Source organism: Nocardia salmonicida NBRC 13393, assembly GCF_001613085.1.
GTDB classification, from domain to species: Bacteria; Actinomycetota; Actinomycetes; order Mycobacteriales; family Mycobacteriaceae; genus Nocardia; species Nocardia salmonicida.
Genome location: NZ_BDBR01000002.1, coordinates 93,695 through 114,448, shown reverse-complemented (window position 1 = coordinate 114,448; position 20,754 = coordinate 93,695). Strand labels below are relative to the sequence as shown.

22 protein-coding genes are annotated in these 20,754 nt (G+C 67.6%); 11 read left to right on the top strand and 11 right to left on the bottom strand.

The features are described from left to right. Nucleotides 1-67: 67 nt before the first annotated feature. The 10 genes from NS1_RS01145 to NS1_RS01100 all read left to right on the top strand — a co-directional run bounded on the left by NS1_RS01145 (nucleotide 68) and on the right by NS1_RS01100 (nucleotide 8,171). On the top strand, nucleotides 68-874 hold the full coding sequence (locus tag NS1_RS01145) for a TauD/TfdA dioxygenase family protein (protein WP_062980692.1): 807 nt from the start codon (nucleotides 68-70) through the stop codon (nucleotides 872-874). Continuing rightward, complete coding sequence (locus NS1_RS01140) at nucleotides 871-1,575, top strand: SDR family NAD(P)-dependent oxidoreductase (RefSeq protein WP_062981423.1); 705 nt, start codon at nucleotides 871-873, stop codon at nucleotides 1,573-1,575. Before NS1_RS01145 ends, NS1_RS01140 begins: the two co-directional genes overlap by 4 nt. A 65-nt stretch (nucleotides 1,576-1,640) precedes the next feature. Next, nucleotides 1,641-2,501: a mycofactocin-coupled SDR family oxidoreductase gene (locus NS1_RS01135; protein ID WP_056809098.1), complete on the top strand. Its 861-nt coding sequence runs from the start codon at nucleotides 1,641-1,643 to the stop codon at nucleotides 2,499-2,501. Nucleotides 2,502-2,515: 14 nt separating this feature from the next. Further along, entirely contained in the window at nucleotides 2,516-2,707 is a 192-nt protein-coding gene (locus tag NS1_RS01130; protein WP_056809101.1) for a ferredoxin, read from the top strand. Nucleotides 2,708-2,719: 12 nt separating this feature from the next. Beyond that, a complete protein-coding gene (locus NS1_RS01125; RefSeq protein WP_062980690.1) occupies nucleotides 2,720-4,081 on the top strand; it encodes a cytochrome P450 in 1,362 nt (453 codons plus the stop codon). A gap of 8 nt (nucleotides 4,082-4,089) precedes the next feature. Next, the gene (locus NS1_RS01120) at nucleotides 4,090-5,748 is read left to right on the top strand and encodes a thiolase C-terminal domain-containing protein (RefSeq protein WP_062980688.1); all 1,659 of its coding nucleotides are present in this window, start codon (nucleotides 4,090-4,092) and stop codon (nucleotides 5,746-5,748) included. 39 nt (nucleotides 5,749-5,787) lie between these two features. Then, a complete protein-coding gene (locus NS1_RS01115) occupies nucleotides 5,788-6,291 on the top strand; it encodes a DoxX family protein (RefSeq protein WP_056809107.1) in 504 nt (167 codons plus the stop codon). Between the two features lie 28 nt (nucleotides 6,292-6,319). Further along, nucleotides 6,320-7,132, top strand: coding sequence for an NAD(P)-dependent oxidoreductase (locus NS1_RS01110; RefSeq protein ID WP_062980686.1), 813 nt, complete (start codon nucleotides 6,320-6,322; stop codon nucleotides 7,130-7,132). Further along, nucleotides 7,129-7,950, top strand: coding sequence for an NAD(P)-binding domain-containing protein (locus NS1_RS01105; protein ID WP_255284365.1), 822 nt, complete (start codon nucleotides 7,129-7,131; stop codon nucleotides 7,948-7,950). The genes NS1_RS01110 and NS1_RS01105 overlap by 4 nt, the downstream gene beginning before the upstream one ends. Continuing rightward, nucleotides 7,947-8,171, top strand: coding sequence for a Clp protease/crotonase-like domain-containing protein (locus NS1_RS01100; protein WP_062980682.1), 225 nt, complete (start codon nucleotides 7,947-7,949; stop codon nucleotides 8,169-8,171). The genes NS1_RS01105 and NS1_RS01100 overlap by 4 nt, the downstream gene beginning before the upstream one ends. Nucleotides 8,172-8,286: 115 nt before the next feature. Here NS1_RS01100 and NS1_RS01095 read toward each other — a convergent pair whose 3' ends face one another. The 9 genes from NS1_RS01095 to NS1_RS01055 form a co-directional block, all read right to left on the bottom strand. Continuing rightward, nucleotides 8,287-8,658 carry a hypothetical protein gene (locus NS1_RS01095; RefSeq protein ID WP_218019880.1) on the bottom strand — a complete coding sequence of 124 codons (372 nt, stop codon included), beginning with the start codon at nucleotides 8,656-8,658 and terminating at the stop codon, nucleotides 8,287-8,289. Next, nucleotides 8,658-9,362 (bottom strand): ABC transporter ATP-binding protein, encoded by a 705-nt coding sequence (locus NS1_RS01090; RefSeq protein ID WP_062980677.1) that lies wholly within the window; start codon nucleotides 9,360-9,362, stop codon nucleotides 8,658-8,660. Before NS1_RS01090 ends, NS1_RS01095 begins: the two co-directional genes overlap by 1 nt. After that, nucleotides 9,359-10,072, bottom strand: a complete 714-nt coding sequence (locus NS1_RS01085; protein ID WP_062980675.1) for an ABC transporter ATP-binding protein — start codon at nucleotides 10,070-10,072, stop codon at nucleotides 9,359-9,361. Before NS1_RS01085 ends, NS1_RS01090 begins: the two co-directional genes overlap by 4 nt. After that, nucleotides 10,050-12,170, bottom strand: a complete 2,121-nt coding sequence (locus tag NS1_RS01080) for a branched-chain amino acid ABC transporter permease (RefSeq protein WP_062980673.1) — start codon at nucleotides 12,168-12,170, stop codon at nucleotides 10,050-10,052. The genes NS1_RS01085 and NS1_RS01080 overlap by 23 nt, the downstream gene beginning before the upstream one ends. Next, nucleotides 12,170-13,516 (bottom strand): ABC transporter substrate-binding protein, encoded by a 1,347-nt coding sequence (locus NS1_RS01075; protein WP_056809123.1) that lies wholly within the window; start codon nucleotides 13,514-13,516, stop codon nucleotides 12,170-12,172. The genes NS1_RS01080 and NS1_RS01075 overlap by 1 nt, the downstream gene beginning before the upstream one ends. A gap of 268 nt (nucleotides 13,517-13,784) precedes the next feature. Then, nucleotides 13,785-14,285, bottom strand: a complete 501-nt coding sequence (locus NS1_RS01070; protein ID WP_062980671.1) for an MTB12 C-terminal domain-containing protein — start codon at nucleotides 14,283-14,285, stop codon at nucleotides 13,785-13,787. 29 nt (nucleotides 14,286-14,314) lie between these two features. Further along, on the bottom strand, nucleotides 14,315-15,097 hold the full coding sequence (locus NS1_RS01065; protein ID WP_056815067.1) for an enoyl-CoA hydratase: 783 nt from the start codon (nucleotides 15,095-15,097) through the stop codon (nucleotides 14,315-14,317). Nucleotides 15,098-15,107: 10 nt separating this feature from the next. Continuing rightward, complete coding sequence (locus NS1_RS01060) at nucleotides 15,108-16,286, bottom strand: acyl-CoA dehydrogenase family protein (RefSeq protein WP_062980669.1); 1,179 nt, start codon at nucleotides 16,284-16,286, stop codon at nucleotides 15,108-15,110. Beyond that, the gene (locus NS1_RS01055; RefSeq protein ID WP_062981420.1) at nucleotides 16,270-17,268 is read right to left on the bottom strand and encodes an acyl-CoA dehydrogenase family protein; all 999 of its coding nucleotides are present in this window, start codon (nucleotides 17,266-17,268) and stop codon (nucleotides 16,270-16,272) included. The genes NS1_RS01060 and NS1_RS01055 overlap by 17 nt, the downstream gene beginning before the upstream one ends. Before the next feature lie 175 nt (nucleotides 17,269-17,443). Here NS1_RS01055 and NS1_RS01050 point away from each other — a divergent pair, with 175 nt between their 5' ends. Further along, nucleotides 17,444-18,097 (top strand): TetR/AcrR family transcriptional regulator, encoded by a 654-nt coding sequence (locus NS1_RS01050; protein WP_174551921.1) that lies wholly within the window; start codon nucleotides 17,444-17,446, stop codon nucleotides 18,095-18,097. Nucleotides 18,098-18,134: 37 nt separating this feature from the next. On the opposite strand, the gene NS1_RS01045 is transcribed toward NS1_RS01050, so the two are convergent. Both NS1_RS01045 and NS1_RS01040 read right to left on the bottom strand, forming a co-directional pair. Then, a complete protein-coding gene (locus NS1_RS01045; protein WP_062980667.1) occupies nucleotides 18,135-19,280 on the bottom strand; it encodes a thiolase family protein in 1,146 nt (381 codons plus the stop codon). Then, a complete protein-coding gene (locus NS1_RS01040; protein WP_062980665.1) occupies nucleotides 19,273-20,709 on the bottom strand; it encodes a class I adenylate-forming enzyme family protein in 1,437 nt (478 codons plus the stop codon). Before NS1_RS01040 ends, NS1_RS01045 begins: the two co-directional genes overlap by 8 nt. Nucleotides 20,710-20,754: the final 45 nt, after the last annotated feature.

Below are 20,754 nucleotides of genomic sequence, written 5' to 3'. Positions count from 1 at the left end.
GAATATCAGGCCTTGCGGAGTAACTCTCGGCGAGAGTACGGTTCTCGCAACTGGAAGGGAGATTCTTGTGATCCACACTACAGCGCTGCGTCCCACGATCGGGGTGGAAGTCACGGGCGTCGCCGATCTGCACGACGAGACGGTGGTCAGCCGGTGCCTCGAGGCACTGAAATGGCGCGGTGTGCTGGTCGTGCGCGGTCTGCACCTCGACGACGACGCGCAACTCGCGTTCTGCCGCGAGCTGGGCACGGTGTTGGCCCCCGGCGGCCGGGAGATCTTCACGATCACCCTCGATCCCGCGAAGAACCGGGCGGCCAAATACCTGGAGGGCACGTTCTTCTGGCACATCGACGACACCACCAACGAGGTGCCGGCCAAGGCCACCGTGCTCACCGCTCGCCATGTCGCCATGGAAGGCGGCGGCACCCAGTTCGCCAGCACCTATGCCGCCTACGAGAACCTCCCCGAAGCGGACCGCAAGCGCTACGAGGGGCTACGGGTGGTGCACAGCTTCGAAGCGTCGCAGCGACTGGTGCACCCTGACCCGACACCCGAACAGGTCGCCGACTGGCGTACCCAGCCCTCCCACGAGACGGCCCTGGTCTGGGAGCGCGCGGACGGCCGCAAGTCCCTGGTGATCGGCGCCACGGCCGATCACATCGTCGGCATGGATCCCGGGGAAGGTCGGGCGCTGCTGGACGAGTTGCTCGACTGGTCGACGCAGGAGCGCTTCGGCTACACCCATGACTGGTCCGTCGGCGACCTGGTGATCTGGGACAACACCGGAATCCTGCACCGGGCGTTGCCCTACCAGGCGTCCTCCGAACGCGAGCTGCACCGGACCACCCTGGCCGGCGAGGAGGCGTGGGCGTGAAAACCGCAGTGGTCACCGGCGGCGGCTCCGGCATCGGACTCGCCATCGCGCAACGACTCAGGGCCGACGGGTATCACGTCGCCACCCTCGATCTGCGGCCGACCGAAACCGAATTCGCCCATGCCGCCGATGTCGCCGATCCCGAGCAGGTGCGCGCCGCGCTCGACGCGGTCCGCACCGCGCTCGGTCCGGTGACGATCCTGGTCAACGCCGCGGGGCTCGACGGCACCGGCCGATTCGTCGATATCGACTTCGCGCAGTGGCAGCGGGTGGTCGACGTCAACCTCAACGGCGTCTACCACTGCATCCAAGCCGTGCTGCCCGACATGCTCGAGGCCAAATGGGGCCGCATCGTCAACATCTCCTCATCGAGCACGCATTCGGGTCAACCGTTCATGGCGCACTACGTCTCGGCCAAGTCCGCGGTGAACGGGCTGACGAAGTCGTTGGCGCTCGAACTCGGTCCGGTGGGCATCACGGTCAACGCCATCCCGCCCGGCTTCATCGACACCCCGATGCTGCGCAAGGCCGAGTCGGCCAAGTTGCTCGGCGGCACGATCGACGACCACATCCAGCGCACCCCCGTGCGGCGAGTCGGACAACCCGAGGACATCGCCGCCGCGTGCTCGTTCCTGATCTCCGAGAGCGCCGGGTACATCACCGGGCAGATCCTCGGCGTCAACGGCGGACGCAACACCTAGCCGTACCAAACCGAAACGGGCTCACCACCTTCCGGTGGGCACCGCATACATCGAAAGGAATTCCCGTGGGACGCGTCGAGGGCAAGGTCGCCTTTATCACCGGAGCCGCACGAGGCCAGGGCCGCAGTCATGCGGTGCGTTTGGCCGCCGAGGGCGCCGACATCATCGCCGTCGATATCTGCCAGGACATCGACTCCATCGGATACCCGCTGTCGCGTCCGGAGGACCTGGACGAAACGGCTCGACTGGTCGAGAAGTCGGGGCGGCGCATCGTCACCGTCCAGGCCGATGTGCGCGATGCCGCACAGATGCGCGACGCCGTCGCGCACGGGGTGCAGGAGCTGGGCCGCCTCGACATCGTGGTGGCTCAGGCCGGTATCGCCGGGATGAAGGGCGAGCCGCAGTGGCAGGCCTGGACCGATGTGCTCGACACCAACCTGACCGGCGTGCTCAACGCCATCCACGCCGGGCTGCCCCATCTCGAAGCCGGCGCCTCGATCATCGCCACCGGCTCCCTCGCCGCGCTGATGGATATCAGCAAGGTGGACCAGCCGGGCAAGGATCCGGGCGGCGTCGCGTACATGGTCGCCAAGCGCGCGCTGTCGATGATCGTGCACGAACTCGCCACCCATATCGCGCCGAAGAAGATCCGCGCCAACGTCATTCACCCGACCAACTGCAACACCCCGATGTTGCAGAGCGAGCCGATGTACCGCTCGTTCCGTCCCGATCTCGAGCATCCGACCCGCGCGGACGCCGAACCCGCCTTCCACACCATGCAAGCCATGCCGGTCCCCTATGTCGAGCCCGAGGACATCAGCGACGCGGTGCTGTTCCTGGCATCCGACGAGTCCCGTTTCATCACCGGCACGCAGTTGCGGGTGGACGCGGGCGGATATCTGAAGTGGTACGACTACCACGCCTGAAAGGAATTCCCGCTGTGAAGGTTCGAGTCGATTCAGAGCGCTGCCAGGGCCATACCCTGTGCGCGATGACCGCTCCCCAATCATTCGAGTTGAGCGAGTTCGACGGCCATTCGTCGCCGGTCAGCGAGGATGTCTCGCCCGACCAGGAGGAGCAGGTGCGCGAAGCAGCTCACTCCTGCCCGGAACGCGCCATCGCTATTTCCTGAGAGGACACCGCCATGAGCGTCAACGATGTGGCGACCGACGAGGCACGCAAGAAACCGAATTTCTCGTTCGATCGATTCGCCCCCGGATACCGCGACGAATTCGTCGCGACCACCGAATCCATGCAGGCACAATGCCCGATCGCCTGGACCGACACCCACGACGGGCACTGGGTCGCGGCGGGCAACCGTGAAGTCTTCGAACTCGCACGCTGCCCGCACATCTCCAACGACCACGATACGGCCGGGGTGCGGCGCGGCTACAAGGGCATCTCGATTCCGAAAGCCCCACGGGCCAGCGGGGTTCGGGGCGGCATCCTGGAGATGGACGAGCCCGAGCATCGCGAGGTGCGTTCGGCACTGAACCCCTACCTGTCCCCCGCGGCCGTCGCACGCTGGATCCCGTTCATCGACGAGATCGTGCGGGCCGCGATCGACGAGAAGATCGAGTCGGGCCGGATCGATTTCGTCGACGACCTGGCCAATATCGTGCCCGCCGTGCTGACGCTGGGCATGTTGGGCATCCCGCTCGCGAAATGGACTATCTACAACGAGCCGGCCCATGCGTCGGTGTACACACCGCCGGATTCCCCGGAGTATCCGCGGGTGGCGGAAATGCACCGGACGATGGGAATCGACCTGTTGCAGAACCTGTTCGAGATCCGGGAGAACCCACGACCCGGCCTGATCAACGCGATCAACAACGCGACGATGAACGGCGAACAGCTCCCCGATATGGAAATGCTCGGCATGCTCGGGCTGCTCATCGGCGGTGGCTTCGACACCACGACCGCGCTCACCGCCCATGCCCTGGAGTGGCTGTCGGAGAACCCGGACCAGCGCGAGACGCTGAGCCGGGATCGAGACGATCTCCTCGATTCCGCGACCGAGGAATTCTTGCGCTACTACACGCCCGCCCCGGGTGACGGGCGCACGATCGCCGAGGATTGCGAGGTCGTCGGCACCGAGTTCAAGGAAGGCGACCGGGTGTGGCTGTCGTGGGCGATGGCCAATCGTGATCCGGCCGTCTTCGACGACCCGAACGAGGTCATCCTGGACCGACGACGCAACCGGCACTACAGCTTCGGGCTCGGCGTCCACCGGTGCATCGGTTCGAACGTGGCGCGCACCGTGTTCAAGCGCATGCTGCTCGCCGTTCTCGACCGGATGCCGGACTACCGCTGCGATCCCGAAACCACGGTGCACTACGACACCATCGGGGTCATCCAGGGCATGCGGCACCTTCCGGCGACGTTCACCCCCGGACCACGCCTCGGGCTCGGGCTCGACGACACGCTGGTGAAACTGCAGAAGATCTGCGACGAGGAGCAACTCGCGGCACCCGTCACGGCCCAGCGGGACGCCGGCACACAGTGAGGAACGAGATGTCGGAGGCATCGGGGCGGCCACTGCCCCTGGTGACCGCGGAGAACGAATTCTTCTGGACCGCAGGCGCCGATGGTCGCCTGCGGATCCAGGAGTGCGGTTCTTGCGCGGCCCTGATCCATCCACCGCAGCCGGTGTGCCGGTACTGCCACGGGCACACCCTCGGTGTCCGCGATGTCTCCGGCTTCGCCACACTCATCGGCTTCACCGTCAACCAACGGTTCAGCGTGCCGGGGCTGACCGCGCCGTATGTCGTGGCCCAGGTCGCGGTCGAGGAGGATCCCCGGGTCCGGCTCACCACCAATGTGGTGGGCTGCGATCCGGCCGACCTCGTGCTGGGGATGCGGATGGAGGTCGTCTTCGAACAGGACGCGGACGTGTGGTTGCCGCTGTTCCGGCCCACCACCGAACAGCCGGAACCCGCACCCCTGCCCACCGACGAGATCGAGCCGAACCGGTTCGGCGAGCACGTGCGGCCGATGATCGGCCGGGACAAGTTCGAGGACAAGGTCGCCATCACCGGCATCGGCATGTCGGATATCGGTCGGCGTCTGATGGTTTCGCCGCTGTCGCTGACGATGCAAGCGTGCGAGCGCGCCGTCGCCGATGCCGGTCTCACCATGGCCGACATCGACGGCCTGTCGACCTATCCCGGTGGCGGCAATGTCGGTGGTTTCGGCGAGGGCGGGGTGAGCGCGCTCGAGGCCGCGCTCGGTCTCCGACCGACCTGGTACAACGGCGGTTTCGAGACCTTCGGTCCCGGCGGGTCGGTGATCGCGGCGATGCTGGCCGTCGCCGGCGGTCTGGCCCGGCACGTGCTGTGCTTCCGTACCGTGTGGGAGGCGACGTACAACGAGCTGATCCGCACCGGCAAGATCACGCCGACGGGCGGCCGGACCACGAGTTGGATGATGCCCTTCGGCGCCACCTCGGCCGCGCATACGTTGGCGCAGAACGCCCAACGACATTTCCACCGCTACGGCACCACCAGGGAAACGCTGGGCTGGATCGCATTGAACCAACGAGCCAACGCCGAGCTGAATCCCACTGCGGTCTACCGCGATCCGCTCACGATGCAGGACTACCTCGAGGCCAGACCGGTCACCACCCCGTTCGGGCTCTACGACTGTGACGTGCCCTGTGACGGAGCTGTCGCCGTGCTGGTCTCGGCGATCGACACCACCCCGGATCTGGCCAAACCGCCGGTGCGGGTGGCCGCGGTCGGTACCCAGATCCTCGAACGGATCGAGTGGGACCAGAGCACCCTCACCCACGAACCGCAGGTCCTCGGCCAGGCCGCGCACCTGTGGTCGCGTACCTCACTGCGCCCGGCCGATGTCGATGTCGCCGAACTCTACGACGGTTTCACCTTCAACTGCCTGTCCTGGATCGAAGCCCTCGGCTTCTGCGGGATCGGCGAGGCCAAGGACTTCCTGGAGGGTGGCAAGAACATCGCCCGCGACGGCCTGCTCCCCCTCAACACCCACGGCGGCCAGCTCTCGCACGGCCGGACCCACGGCATGGGGTTGTTGCACGAGGCGGTCAGCCAGCTGCGCGGGGAGGCCGGGCCGAGACAGGTCGCCGGTGCGCGGGTCGCGGTGACCAGCAGCGGTGGTCTGACGCCCAGCGGTGTGCTCCTGTTGACCAGCGAGAACTGATTCGATCGAGCCGCGCAGTCGTGGCTCAGGAGGTAACTCATGGATGTCACCGATGTGGCGCCGACCCTGCTGCGGCTGGTCGTCGGCGCCACGATGATCGCGCACGGACTCAATCATTGGCTCGGCGGCGGCCGGATCGCGGGCACGGCCCGCTGGTTCGCCGGCCTCGGCCTGCGTAACGGGGTCCTGCAGGCGTGGGCGAGTGTGCTCACCGAGGTCGGGGCAGGCGTGCTGCTGATCCTCGGCCTCGGTACGCCACTGGCGTGCGCGGCGGTGATCGCGGTCATGCTCGTCGCCGGGTTGCTCGCGCACCGGGCGAACGGATTCTTCGTGTTCAAGGAGGGGTACGAGTACGTGCTAGTCCTGGCGGTGGTGGCGCTGGCGCTGGCCTTCCTCGGACCGGGGCGGCTGTCGATCGACCATGCCGCCGATATCACCGTCACCGGCTGGGCGGGCGGCGGCATCGCCCTCGGCGTAGCCGTCGTGTCGACAGCGGGACTGCTCGCGCTGTTCTGGCGTCCACAGCCCGAACAGACTGCGTGAGCGGCACATTCGAACTGGAGGTGCGCTGATGCGCGTCGGATTCATCGGATTGGGTAGTCAGGGTGCGCCGATGGCGCAGCGGATCGTGGCGGCCGGGTACCGGACCACCCTGTGGGCCCGTAGACCCGCCACGCTCGAGCCTTTCGCCGACACCGCGGCCGAGGTCGCCCCTACGCCGCGCGCCCTCGCACAGGCCAGCGACTTGGTCTGCCTGTGCGTGGGCAACGACGCCGACATCCGCGACGTCCTGACCGGTGAGGACGGAGTACTCGGCGGACTGGCTCCGGGCGCGATCGTGGCCGTGCACAGCACGATTCATCCCGACACCTGCCGCGAACTCGCCGACAAGGCCGCGGCACAGGGTGTCACGTTGATCGACGCGGCGGTCAGTGGTGGCGCGCCCGCGGTCGCCCAGGGGCGTCTGCTCGTCATGGTCGGCGGCCCGACCGAAGCGGTCGATCTGTGTCGACCGGTGTTCGAGACCTACGCCGATCCTGTTGTGCACCTGGGCGATATCGGGGCAGGCCAGGTCACCAAACTGCTCAACAATCTGTTGTTCACCGCCAATCTCGCGACCTCGGCGAGCACCCTGGCGCTCGGCCGCGACCTCGGTGTCGACGAGGCCAAGCTCGGCGAGGTGATCGCGCACGGGTCAGCGAACAGTTTCGCCCTCGGCCGCATCCTGGCGGGCACCATGGCCCGGATCGGCGAGCACGCCGGGCACACGCTGCGCAAAGACATCCAACTACTCGCCGATCTCGCGACCGGGTCCGACGCGGACACCGGTGTGGCGCTGACCGCGGCCGATGCCACGCTGAACCTGATCGGTCACGCTCGGTGACTGCCCTTCGGGTGGGGTTCGTCGGGGTGGGGCGAATGGGCGCTCCGATGGTGCGCCGCCTCGTCGCGGCCGGACACGAGGTGCGCGCGCTCGGGCGGTCCAGCGGGGCGCGCAAGCGGGTGACCGCGTCGGGCGCCGAGCCGGTGTCGTTCACCGCGGCGGTCGGCACCGGGGCCGCCGCGGTCGTGATCTGCGTGTTCACCGATGATCAGGTCCGTGAAGTCTGTCTCGACACTCCGTTGCTGTCGAGCATGCCGACAGGGTCGGTGCTCATCGTGCACACCACCGGTAGCCCACGAACCATCGAAGATGTCGCCGCGCTGGCCGCTACTCGCGATATCAGCGTCGTGGACGCTCCGATCAGTGGCGGACCACCCGATATCGACGCGGGCACCCTCACCCTGTTCGCCGGCGGCACCGAAAAGGCCGTCGCCCGTGCCGGACCCGTGTTGCGATGCTACGGCGACCCGGTGTTGCACGTGGGCCCACTCGGCACGGGGCAGCGGGTGAAGCTGGTCAACAACGCGCTCTTCGCGGCCCAACTCGGCCTGGTCACCGAAGCCGTCCAGTTGGCCGCCCGACTCGGCGTGGACGAATCGACCGTACTCACGGCCCTCCAGCACGCCAGCGGGGCCAGCCGCGCCGCCGCGAGCGTCGCGGCCAAAGGCTCGGTGGCCGCGTTCAGGGCCTCGGTCGGCGAATTCATCCGCAAGGACGTCGCCGTGGTGCGCATGCTGGCCGCCGAACTCGGCGCGCCCATGGGCGCACTCGACACCGCCATCGACGCCCAATTCCTCGATTCGGAGCGCAGGCCATGACCTCGGCCGACGGCGCCGACTTCCTCGGCGGTCCGCAGTACGCCGCGTTCGTCCGACTGGCCACGGGCCGGCACCGCATTCCCGTGATCGGCGCGGCCAACGGCACCGCGGTGAGCGGCGGGCTGGAACTGCTGCACGGCAGCGACGTCATCATCGCCTCGGCCACGACGAAGTTCGGGTTCTCCGCGACACCCGCAGACTCAGCCATTGGCAGTCGGTGATCGGCACCGAGTCCGATGCCGATGGCGTCCTGTCGTTCCTCGACGAGCGGGAACCCCGCGGGGAGGACCGCTGATCGGGGGCGCTCCCCACCCCGGGGCGCTCCCGATCAGATCCTCATCGAGCCGCTGCGGCCGTGTCGTCGAGTTGAATCCGGTTCTCCGACAGTCGATCCCCGAGCCGGTCGAGGTCGTAGGACTGGCGCGCCATCCAGAAGCGAAGAACACCGGTCAGCGAGTAGCGCACGAACAGTGCGGCGCCGACGACGCTGCCCGCCACTCCGGTGAGTGCCAGCGCCAGCGCGTCGCGCTGGGCGAGCGGATCAGAGGTGTTGTGCGCCAGGAAATAGGACAGCACGGCCAGCGCCGGGCCCGCCACCATCAGGACGGCGCCGAGGCGCAGCCACAGACTGCCCCGGCCAGCGGCCGGATCGGGGATCTTCAATTCGGCCAGTTCGCGGGCGAAGCGGTCGGCACGTGTTTCGGTCATCATTGACTTCCTAGGTAGAGGTTGGCCAGTTCGCGACGGAGTTCGCCGTCGGCGGGCCCCTGGTATTCGATGCGGCCACGCACCAGCACGGCCGCGTGATCGGCGATGTCGAGCACGGCGGCGGCGAACTGCTCGACCACCAGCACCGCCACGCCTTGCCGAGCGATCTCGGCGACCTGCTCGTAGAGTCGCTCGACCACCAACGGGGCCAAGCCCATGGACAGTTCGTCGAGCAGCAGCACGGCGGGATCGGTGGCCAATCCTCTGGCAAGGGCGAGCATTTGCTGTTCGCCGCCCGACATCGTGCCGGCGATCTGATCGGCGCGCTGGGCGAGAATCGGGAATCGGCTGAACGCCACCTCCTCGATCTCGGCGTGGGTCTTGCCGGTGAAGGTCATCATCAGCAGGTTGTCGCTCACCGACAGGTTGGGGAACACGCCACGCCCCTCGGGGATCAGGCAGACCCCGGCGGCGGCCAGATCGCGAGGGTCTGCCCCGGTGACGTCGCGGCCGCCGAGCACGAGTCGGCCGGTCGTGACCGCGTGTACCCCGGCCGCGACGCGCAGCGTGGTCGTCTTGCCCGCACCGTTGGGCCCGAGCAACGCGACCACCTCGCCCGCGGCGACCCGCAGGTCGAGCCCGTGCAGCACGGTGATCGCATCGTAAGCCGCACGGACACCGTGTAGTTCGAGTGCGAAGGTCATCCTTCTCCTAGGTAGGCGGCGAGTACGGCTGCGTCACGGCGGATCACCTCGGGCGGACCGGAGCTGATGATCTTGCCCAGGTCGAGCACGTAGAGCTGATCGCACACGTTCATGACCAGGCCCATGTCGTGCTCCACGAGCAGAACCGCGACACCGTCGTCGGCCAGCGACCGCAACAGCGCGGCGAACCGCTCGGTTTCGGTGTGGTCCAGGCCGGCCGCCGGCTCGTCGAGCAGGACCACGCTGGGCCGAGCCGCCATCGCCCGGCCCACCTCGACCAGCCGACCGGTACCGGTCGGCAGCTCGTCGGCGGTGGTGTCGGCGACCTCGTCCAGGCCGAGCCTGCCGAGGAGTTCGTCGACGATCCTGGCGGCGTCGCGCCGGTGTCGTCCGAGCTCGGCGGCGACCAGTAGATTGTCGCGAACACTCAAGCGGCCGAACAGTTCCAGCCGCTGAAAGGTCCGTGCCAGCCCGTGCCCGGCCCGGCGGGCGGGCCCGAGCCGGGTGACATTGCGGCCGTTCATCGTGACCCGGCCGGTCACCGGTCGCCGCAACCCGCAGATCACGTCGAACAGGGTGCTCTTGCCCGCGCCGTTCGGACCGATCAGGCCGGTCACCCGGCCCGCCTCGGCGCACAACCCGGCCCGGTCGAGGGCGCGGTGACCACCGAAGGTCACCGAGACCTCCTCAACTTCGAGTAGTGATGCCACGATCGAGCATCTCCTTGTCTGCTGTGGTCCACGGCCGTTCGATGCCGAGCCATTCGACCGGCACCTGCGCGGGCGTGGGCGGACGGTTACGCCGACTCGCCCAGCGCGGCACGACGATGGCGGCGATCAGCGCGCCGGCGGTGAACACGTAGCCGTTGACGACGTCACCCACGCGCAGCGCCCACAGCAGGGCCAGGCCGCCGATCAGCACCGCCATCACGACTCGATCACGCAGTGCCGCAGCCCATTCGCGGCGCATATGCGCCAACGCGCCCTGGCCGAGGAATCCACCGCTGAACGCGATACCACCCAGCGCGGGCAACACGTGGACGAGGTTCATCAGCGCCGGGAACAGCACCGGAATCGCGTTGAGCGGTCCCGAATAGACGGCGCCGGTGAACAAGCCGCTGCCGACCGCGCCGAGCCCGGCGATCACCACGATCAAGAAGATCGGCAGGCCGGCGACGAATCCGAACTGTTCGGCGGTCACCGACCGCAACTGCATACCGTAGAGCGCCCCGCCGAGTCCGGCGATCGCCGCCGACAGCGAGAACACCAGCATCTTGGCCGCCAGCAGGTTCCCTCCGAGCGTGGCGTAGGCGGCCTCGCTGTCGCGCAGGGCGATCAACCGTCTGCCGAGTCGGCTCCGGCGCAGCATCGCCACCCCGAATCCGGCCAGCCCGAGCACGACCGCCGCGAAAACGGTCACCTGCGCGGTACTGGTCAACTGGATCCCGAACAGGCTGGGGCCGACCAGATCCACCGATCCTTGATCGAACAGGGCGATCCGCACCCCGAACACCTCGAACGACGGCAGGGTGAAGATCCAGCGGTCGAGCACGACCGCGAACGCGGCCGTGCCGAGCGCGAGATACACCCCGGACAACCGCAGCGCAGGCAACGCGATCAGCGCGCCGACGGCGCCCGCGATCGCCATGGCGGCGAGCAACGCCCACCATTGCCCGTCGGCCCCCAGATGCGCGTAGGCAACCGCGCCGATCCCGGCGATGCTCAGCTGACACAGCGAGATCTGGCCCGCGAAACCGGCGAGCGGGACGAACGACAGCGCGATCACCCCGAAGGCGAAGATCAGGCCGTAGGTGATCAGATCCGCTTCGCTGAGCAAAGTGGCGAGCATGACCCCGACCACCGCGACGACGACCGCGAACACGGCCGAACCACGCACAGTCGGCAGCGGCACGGGGCTCAACCGCCGATCACGCCCACGCAACCGCCCGTGCGGGAACAACAGCAGCGCGAGCAGCAGCAGCAGCGCGGGCGCGGCCAGCCGCAATCCGGGCAGATACTCGTTCTGCGGCAGGTACCCCGTGAGGTAGCTCTCCAGGCAGCCGACGACGACCGCACCGAGAAAGGTCATCGGCAGACTGCGCAGCCGCCCGAAGATCGCGGCGCTGTAGGCGCTGACGATCAGCAACGACAGCTGCGCCGCGTCCAGGGCCACCATCGGCGCGATGAGGATACCGCCGACGGCCGCCAACTCGATGCCGAGCATCCAGGCCACCCGGTTGGCACGCTGCGGGTCGGCGCCGGTGAGCCCGACCAGGGCCCGATCGTCGACGGTGGCCCGCATCTCCGCGCCGGTTCTGGTCCGGTACAGCAGAATGCGCAGAGCGACGGCCACGGCCACCGCGACGACCATCGTCAACGCCTGATGCCAGGTGATGGTCACCGATCCCAGGTGCAGCGGACGTTGCTCGGCGAAGAACCGCGGCAGGGTGCGCGCCACGTCCGGATTCCAGATCCAGCGCGCGGTGAGCATCAGGCCGCTGAGCAACGCCACCGTCATGACCAGTTTCTCGGCGTCGCCGAGCCCCTGGGTCGGCGCCAGTGCCTGCGCGAACGCCAACCCGAACAGCGGCGCGAACACCAGTAACACCAGGGCCACCGCGATCGGCGTCGGCACGCCCCAGCCCACCGTGAACTGCCAGTACACGAAGGCCGACATCATGCCCGCCGCGCCGTGCGCGAAGTTGAAGACACCGGTCGTGGTGAAGGTCAGGACCAGGCCGCTACCGATGATGGCGTAGATCGCGGCGGTACTGAGCCCGACGATGCCGAAAGCGATGAACTGCTCCATTATTTGACGTCGCTCATGCTCTTGCCGACGTCGGCCAGTGTCAGCGGGCGGCCGTATTCCTTGGTGTAGACGTAGGGCTTCATGTCGCAGCGGAACGGGCCGGTGTCGGGCTTGAAGTCCGCGATCGTCCAGCCCTGCGCGGTCGCCTTCATCACGTTGAAGCACTTGGGCGGCACGGTGTGGGTCGACATGTCGGCGGGAGCCTGCAAACCGCCCGCGGTCCACGCGGTCTCCTTGCGCGCGGTCTCCACGACGCAGGTGCGGGTGAGGTTGTCACCGCAGCTCGAAGCCGCCTTCGCGAACAACAGCCACTGGATCAGCGAGCGCAGCCCGTTGTAGGTCAGTTTCCCGTCGGGTGCGTACCGTGCGTACAGATCCTTCGCCCGCTGCACCGCGGGGGCACTGTCGGCAGACTCCAGCGGCACCGTCCCCGACAGGTCGGCGAAGTTGTTCTGGGCGGACAGGGACGTGCGGGCGAGTTCGAGGAACGCGGGGGTGTAGGCGTTGCTGGTGACGTCGACCCAGTCCAGCTTGTAGTCCATGCTGGTGAGCACATCCTCGAGCTTGGCGAGGCTGCGGAAGTCACCGAGGAAGATCAGGCCCTTCACGCCCTTCGCCTTGATGGACTGTGCGTAGGGCGTCCAATCCGAGACTCCGGCCGCCGGGTAGAGGTCGTTGTAGATCAGGGTCGCGCCCTCGGCGGGCAACGACTCCCCGTACCGATCCGCCATGGATTTCACCACCGGCGAGTCGGCCACGATGATGCCGACAGCGGCCGCCGACGCCGGGTACGCCTCTTTGAACAGCCACTGATGCATGCCCGCGTAGGTGTCGTAGGGGCGCGCGGAGGAAGCGCCGGACCCCACTTGGAGATCCGAACCGGTGTTCTCGGCCTGGCTCACCTGTGAGGGGAACTCGGGCAGCGTGCAGGAGAGCCGATCTTTGACCCCGAGGGAATCGAGTGCGGCGGAGCCGCCGACCAGCGCGAAGTCCTCGCGGCAGGCTTCCAGCATCCGCTGGCGGACCTCGAGCAGTTTCGCGTCACGGATGTTGAAAGCCAGCTTGCGACCGTTGATTCCGCCGTTGTCGTTGCACCAGGAGGTGAAGACCTTGGCGGCATCGACCAGTTCGGGGTTCTTGGTGAAGCCCATGTCGGTGAACACACCGACTTCGATCTGCTGCGGCGTCACCCCCTGCGCGGGCGAACTCGTCGACGTGCCGGACTGACAGACGCCGGTCAGATCACCGAACTCGCTCGTCACCGCCTTGCCGCCCGGTGCGGCGGTCTCTTCGACGCCACTGCCGGTGCGGCCGCTACAGCCCGCCACCAACAACGTAGTCGCCATCAAGGCGACGAATATTCGCTGCGATCTCACCGATGTCCTCCTGACACAAGCTCGGCGGCCGAGCCCTGCTCCTCATCGAACGAGGCGTCTACGGTCGACGCTCTCCATATCGGAAATCATCTTCTCACTCAGAGAGAATAAAGTTAACACTTTGACGAAAGATCGATGTCGAATCCTTGCGGCGGTGATCGACAGCCGTTCGCCACACCCCGCGCACACGTGTGGCGCCCAGCGGAAAACCGCTGAGCGCCACACTGTTTCGGCTACCTCAACAAGCCGGCGAGGTACCGCCCTGAATCGCCATCAACGCGCAGTAGGTGGCCGCGGCGACCTTCCACTGGCCGCCCTCACGCACCGCCTGACCGGTCTGATCGGGAAGCACCGGGGTGCCGTTCATGAGCAGCGAATAGGTGACGTCGGCATTGTCGGCGTCGATCAGCTTCACCCCGCCCACGGTGACCGAGGTGCTCTGCGCCTGCGGGTTGGCCGCCTGGGCCTGCAGCAGCGGGGTGAACGCGGCACCCTTCTCGACGACCGCGACCTTCTTGTCCGCCGGCGCCTTGCCGTCGAAGAACAGCACGTAGGCATCGGTGATGGACTTGACCGCAGCCGGGTCGGCCGCCGCGGTCGTGGCCGAGGTGGCGACCGCCGAGGTGGTCGACGAACTACTCGAACCCTCGTCGTCGGAGCCACAGCCGGTGACCGTGACGACGGCGATCGCCGCGAGACCGCAACAGGCCATCGCTTTGCGGCGCAGTGTATTTCGCATTGGTGGAACCTCTCTTCATGAGCGACGGATCACTCGATCTTCTGTTTCATCTCGTCCAGCGCCATCAGGATCGGAAAGCCGTTCACGCTCAACGCGTTCCCGTGACCGGTCGAGTGCACATCGAAGACGGACTGGATGGCGGCGTAGAAGCCCTGGACGTCGAGCGTCTGGTTGACCGCGCGTTTGGCCTGCCGCAAGCCGAACGACGGCATCGCGGCGATCCGGGTAGCGAGCGCGCGGGTCTGCTCGTCGAGCTCGGCCCGCGGCACCACCTTGTTCACCATGCCGACCTGTTCGGCCTCCGTCGCGGTCACCGCGCGGCCGGTGAACAGGATCTCCTTGGCCTTGCGCGCGCCGAGTTCCCAGGTGTGCCCGTGGTATTCGACGCCGCCGATGCCCATGAGCACGACCGGGTCGGAGAACAGCGCGTCGTCGGCGGCGACGATCAGGTCGCAGGGCCAGCACAGCAGGAGACCACCGGCGATGCACCGGCCCTGCACCGCGGCGATGGACGGCTTGGGCACATTGCGCCAGCGCAGGGAGTACTCGAGGTAGCGTCGGCTCTCGTTCTGATAGATCCACTCCAGGGTGATGTCGTCGGAGGAGGGCCAGCGATCTTTCAGATCGTGACCGGCCGAGAAGTGTTTACCCTCGCCGCGCAACACGATCACCGCGACCTCGGGATCCTGGGCGGCGCGGGTCCACGCGGCGTCGAGTTCGTCGAGCAGGTCCGAGTTCTGGGCGTTGGCCGCCTCCGGCCGATCCAGGGTGATGGTCGCGATCTTGTCGGCGACTTCGTAGCGGATGTACACAGCGAGCTCCTCAGCTCCGAGGGAGACCGAGCACACGCTCGGCGATGATGTTGCGTTGGATTTCCGAGGTGCCGCCGGCGATGGTGCCCGCGAAGCTACGCGCGTAACGCTCGAACCAACTGCACGAGAAGTTGTCCAGATTCAGCGGATTGAACGGCGCGGTCATGGCCGGATGCACGAGCCCGTCCGAGCCCGCCGCGAGCAGGGTCTGCTCCGCCGCGCTCTGCACGGCCTCAGAGCCGAACACCTTGAGCACCGACAGCGCGGCGACGTCCTGGTCGCCGCGGGCCGCGCGAGCCAGTGCCGCCGAGCCGAGCAGGCGCAAGGCCTGGTTGTCCATGACCATCGTCGCGTAGTGGTCGCGCTCTAGCACCGTGCTCGGCCGGAAGTCTTCGATCAGTTCCCGCAGCCGCTCGGCGAAGCTGAGCCACAGCAGTGTGCGCTCGTGGCCGAGCGAACCGTTGGCCACACCCCAGCCACCGTGCAGCGGGCCGACGAGGTTCTCCGCGGGCACCACCACGTTTTCGAAGAACACCTCGTTGAAGTCCAGGTCGTGCGGACCGCAGATCGAGGCGAACGGCCGCCGCGTCACCCCCGGGGTGTCGGTCGGGATCAGCAGCACGCTGATCCCCTTGTGTTTGGGGAGGTCCGGGTCGGTACGGACGAAAGTGAGCAGCACGTCGGCGTCGTGGGCGCCGGAGGTCCAGACCTTCTGCCCGTTCACGACGAAGTGGTCGCCGTCGAGCACGGCGCGGGTCCGCAGACCGGCCAGGTCGGACCCGGCGCCCGGTTCGCTCATGCCGAGCGCCGCGGTGATCTCGGCGCGCAGGATCGGCACCGCCCAGTTCTTCTTCTGCTCTTCGGTGCCGAAGGAGAGCAACGAGGCGGCGATGATGCCGAGTCCCTGGGGGTTGAAGCTGTGATACATGTGCCGCTTGGACAGCTCTTGCAGGTGCACATACTGCTGCACGAGGGTCGCGTTGCGGCCGCCGTATTCCGGGGCGTTGCCGGGAAGCAGCCAGCCGCTGTCGAATTGGCGACGCTGCCACTCGCGAGCCCAGCCGGGAATATCGGCGCTGGAACCAGCCCGGTCCGCTCCCGCGACCGCCGCGTCGGGCAGGTTCTCGGCCAGGAAGGCCACGAATTCGGCCCGGAAGGCTTCGACGTCGGCGTCAAAAGTCAGTTGCACGGTACTCCTCGGCGATCAGCGCCCGATGCGTGTGCGCGCCGCCGAGCAGCAGCTCGCCGGCCTTGGCCCGCTTGAGCGCGAATTGCAGGTCGTTTTCCCAGGTGAAGCCCATGCCGCCGAACAACTGCACACCGTGACGGAACACCAGGGACTGGCATTCACCGGCGGCGGCCTTGGCCATCGAGGCCGCGATCCGGCGGCGTGGATCATCAGCGGCGATGGTCAGCGCCGCGAAATAGGCCAGCGCCCTTGCCCGTTCGATGGCGATCTGCATGTCTGCGGCCTTGTGCTTGACCGCCTGGAACGAGCCGAGCGCGACGCCGAACTGCTGACGCGTGCGCACATGCTCGAGCACCAGGTCCAGAATGCGCTGGCAGGCACCGACCATGGTCAGTGCCAAACCGGTCAGGGCGAGATGGCGAGCGCGTTCCGGCACGGTGGTGACGCGGCGGTCGTCGCGCACCCGTACCCCGACGAAGCTCACGTCGGCGAGGTGCAGGACCGGGTCGAACACCGCTGTGCGCCGGGCGATCGCCTCGGAAGCCTCCACGACGAACACCCCGACATCGGTGACGACCGCGAACTGCTCGGCTCGATCACCGTCGAGGACATGGTGGCCGGTGCCGTTGAGCACCCAGTCCGAGCCGTCGCGTTGCACCGTGACACCGGTGAACACGGCCGTCCCCGAGCGAGGGCCCTGCGCGAATTGTGCCGCGAGCGGGGCGAACTGGCTCAGGGTCGCCAGATAGGGCGTCGGATCGGTGGCCCGGCCCAGCTCCTCGAGCACGATGGCCAGTTCCACCGCGTCGGCGGCGTCGGTCAATTCGGTCCAGCCCAGCTCGACATAGGTATGCCACAGCGGGGCCGGATCGGCGTCCTTGTCCACGACCGCACGGATCAGTGCGGGCGGACACTCCTTGGCGAGAACGGCGCGGACAGTCTCCTGCCACAGCCGTTGATCGGAGTCGAACTCCACGAGCATCCGGAGGGCCTCCTTGTCGGCTGATGTCGATAACAGTACGGAGAATAGCATTCTCTTAGAAAGAAAGTAATGGTCTCCAAGATCGCGGACACGCAGGGCTGACCACCGATGGATATGACGTTCTCCGGTACAGTGCATCCATGTTCTGCACACATAACCGAGGATGGAGGCGACCGTGACCAGCGTCAGCGAAGAGCCCGCCTGGAAGCAGCGGGCCGTCGAGCGGTCCATCCGCGGGGCGAAACTGCGCGCCGAGCAGCGGGTGCAAAAGTTCCTCGACGCGGCGCAGGCCATCATCACCGAAAAGGGCACCACCGACTTCACCGTCCAAGAAGTGGTCGACCGTTCGCGTCAGTCACTGCGCAGCTTCTACCTGCAGTTCGACGGCAAGCACGAGCTGTTGCTCGCCCTGTTCGAGGACGCGCTGAACCGGACCGCGGATCAGCTGGCGGCGGCCGCCGAGGGCAAGACCGAACCGCTGGACCGCCTTCGGGTCACCGTCGAATTGCTGTTCGAACTGTGTAGGCCCGACCCGGTCGCGCAGCGTCCGCTGTTCACCGATTTCGCGCCGCAACTGCTGGTCTCGCATCCCACCCAGGTCAAGATCGCGCACGCGCCACTGCTGAGCCTGTTCACCGACCTGATGGAACAGGCCAAGGAGGCCGGTGCGCTGCGCGATGACCTCAACCCGCGCCGCATGGCCGCCGTGGTGATGCAGACGGTCATGTTCACCGCGCAGTCGGCGGGCGGTACCGACGAGGACTCCGCGCACCCGATCACCGCGGGTGAAGTCTGGGACTTCTGCGCGTTCGGGTTCGCCAAGGCCTGAACCGACCGGGTGGCCGATGCGGCCACCCGGTCACCGTTCATGGCGCGGCCACCTCGACGACTGTCGCCGAACCCATTCCGCCGCCCGCACACAGCGCGGCGATACCGAAACCGCCACCGCGCCGCCGCAATTCGTGCACCAGGGTGGCGATCATCCTGGCACCGGTCGCCGCGACCGGATGACCGAGCGAGCATCCACTGCCGCTGACATTGACCAGGTCCGGGTCGATGTCGAGTGCCTTGATCGTGGCCAGGGGCACCACGGCGAACGCCTCGTTGATTTCGAACAAACTCACCTGGGACAGCGAAATACCGGCCCGGGAAACAGCTTTCGCGATCGCCTCGATGGGCGCCAGCCCCGTGACGGCCGGGTCGACCCCGACCGATGCCCAGGCCCGGATCACACCGAGCGCGGGCAGCCCGAGACGATCGCTGGCGATGGCCAGCGCCGCGGCGCCGTCGTTGGCGCCCGCGGCATTGCCCGCCGTGATGCTGAAACCCTCGATCTCGGGGTGCAGAACCTTCAATCCGGCCAGCTTCTCCAGCGTGGTGTCGCGCCGTGGGTGCTCGTCGACCTCGAACAGGCCGTGCGGGGTCTTGATCGGCACGATCTCGTCGGCGAAGCGCCCCTCGTCGATGGCGGCGATGGCATTGCGGTGCGAGCGCAGCGCCCAGGCGTCCATTTCCGCGCGCGAGATACCGGCTTTGACCGCCGCGTTCCAGCCGACAGTGATGGACATGTCCAGATTCGGCGCATCCGGACGATCGGGGTGACTGGGTGAGGTCCAGGGCTCGAGCCATTCGTCCTCGCCCACCCGGAAACGCAGGCGTGGCGCGGTGGAGTCGGAGTTCACGCCACCGGCGATGACGAGCCGGTCCATGCCCGCGCGAATGCTCGCCGCGGCGGACTGCACCGCCGCCATCCCCGCCGCGCAGTGCCGGTTCGTGGCGAGGCCGGGCACTGTGGTCAGCCCGGCGGTGACCGCGGCGTGCCGGGCCAGCACTCCGCCGCCGTAGCGGCCTTCCCCGAGAACGACGTCGTCGATTCGGCTCGGATCGAGGCCGTCGGCCACGGCGGCGACTACATGATCGGCCAGCGTGAAGGCGTCGGTGTCGCGCAGTGTCCCCTTCCGTGCGGTCCCGATGGGCGTGCGTAGCGCGGAGACGATGACTGCTTCAGGCACGGGTGTCCTCCAATTCGGCAACAAGGTTGCGTCGCAATAGTTTTCCGGTGTCAGTCTTGGGCAGCTCGGTGCGGAACACGATGACGTCGGGTGTCTTGGACGAGCGCAGCCGCTCTTTGACCCACTGTTTGATCCGCGCCTCGTCGCCGACCCCGACGACCACCGCGACCAGGCGCTGACCCCATTCCGGATCGGGCACGCCGACGACCGCGGCCTCGGTGATGCCGGGGTATTCGAGGAGCACGTCCTCGATCTCGGCCGGTGCGATGTTCTCCCCGCCTCGGATGATCGTGTCGTCGGCGCGACCCTCGATGAACAGGTAGCCGGCGTCGTCGAGCTTGCCGAGATCGCCGGTGGGGAACCAGCCGTCGGCGTCGAGGGCGCTGCGTCCGCCATATTCGCCCGAGATCTGCTCACCACGGACGAAGACCAGCCCGGGCTCCCCCACCGCTACGGGTTCATCTGCGGCACTGCGGATCTCGAACTCGATGCCGGGAAGTGGGCGACCCACCGAACCGAGCCGGTCGCGAACGAGCGGGTCGTCGGAGGTGGCGGCGGCACGGTGATCCTCCGGCCCGAGGACCGCGACGGAAGACGCGGTCTCGGTGAGTCCGTAGGCGTTGACGAAGCCGGTCTCGGGGAACACCCGAAGCGCGCGGTCCAGGACCGGGCGCGGCATCCGGGAACCGCCGTAGGCCAGCGTCGCCAGGGTCGGAGTGCCCGCGTCGGGCCCCTCGACCTCGCCGACGATGCGGGCCAGCATGGTCGGCACCAGCATCGCCTGCGTGATCCGTTCCCGGCGAACGGTCGCCAGCCACTCGGCGGGGTCGAACGCGGACAGGTAGACCACCCGGCGTCCGGCGTAGAGGTTCGAGAGCAGGTTCGTCAGCCCCGCGATGTGATACGGCGGCACCGACACCAGCGTCGCATCGGTGGTCGCGGCGGCACCGAACTCCACGGTGTTGAGCAGGTAGGCCATCAGATGCCGGTGCCGCAGCAGCGCCGCCTTGGGCGCGGAGGTGGTGCCGCTGGTGTAGAGGATCACCGCCACCGAGTCCGCGTCCCACGGCGTCGGCAGCTCCAGCGGGCCCGGCTGCGCGGGGTCGACGGCCACCAGGGCGTCGAGGTCCTCCGGTCGCAAGATCAGCGCGCCCGGATGTCGTTCGAGCAGTGCGCTCAGCTGGGCGTCGCCGAGCCGGTAGTTCAACGGCACGAACGGCACACCGGCCAGCACGGCGCCGAACAGCGCTACCGGATAGGCCAGGTGGTTCGTGCCCAGATACAGCACCGCGGGGTGCTCATGGAAGCGAGGGGCCGCTCGCCGGGCGCGGTCGAGCAGGTCTGCCGCGGACAGCGAGCGGTCGTCGACCGTGATCACCGATCGACTCCCGGCCGAGGCGGCCATGTCTAGGATCATGCCAATATTCATGAGAACATTATTCTCACAGCAAGAGAGTGCTAATTTCAAGAGAGG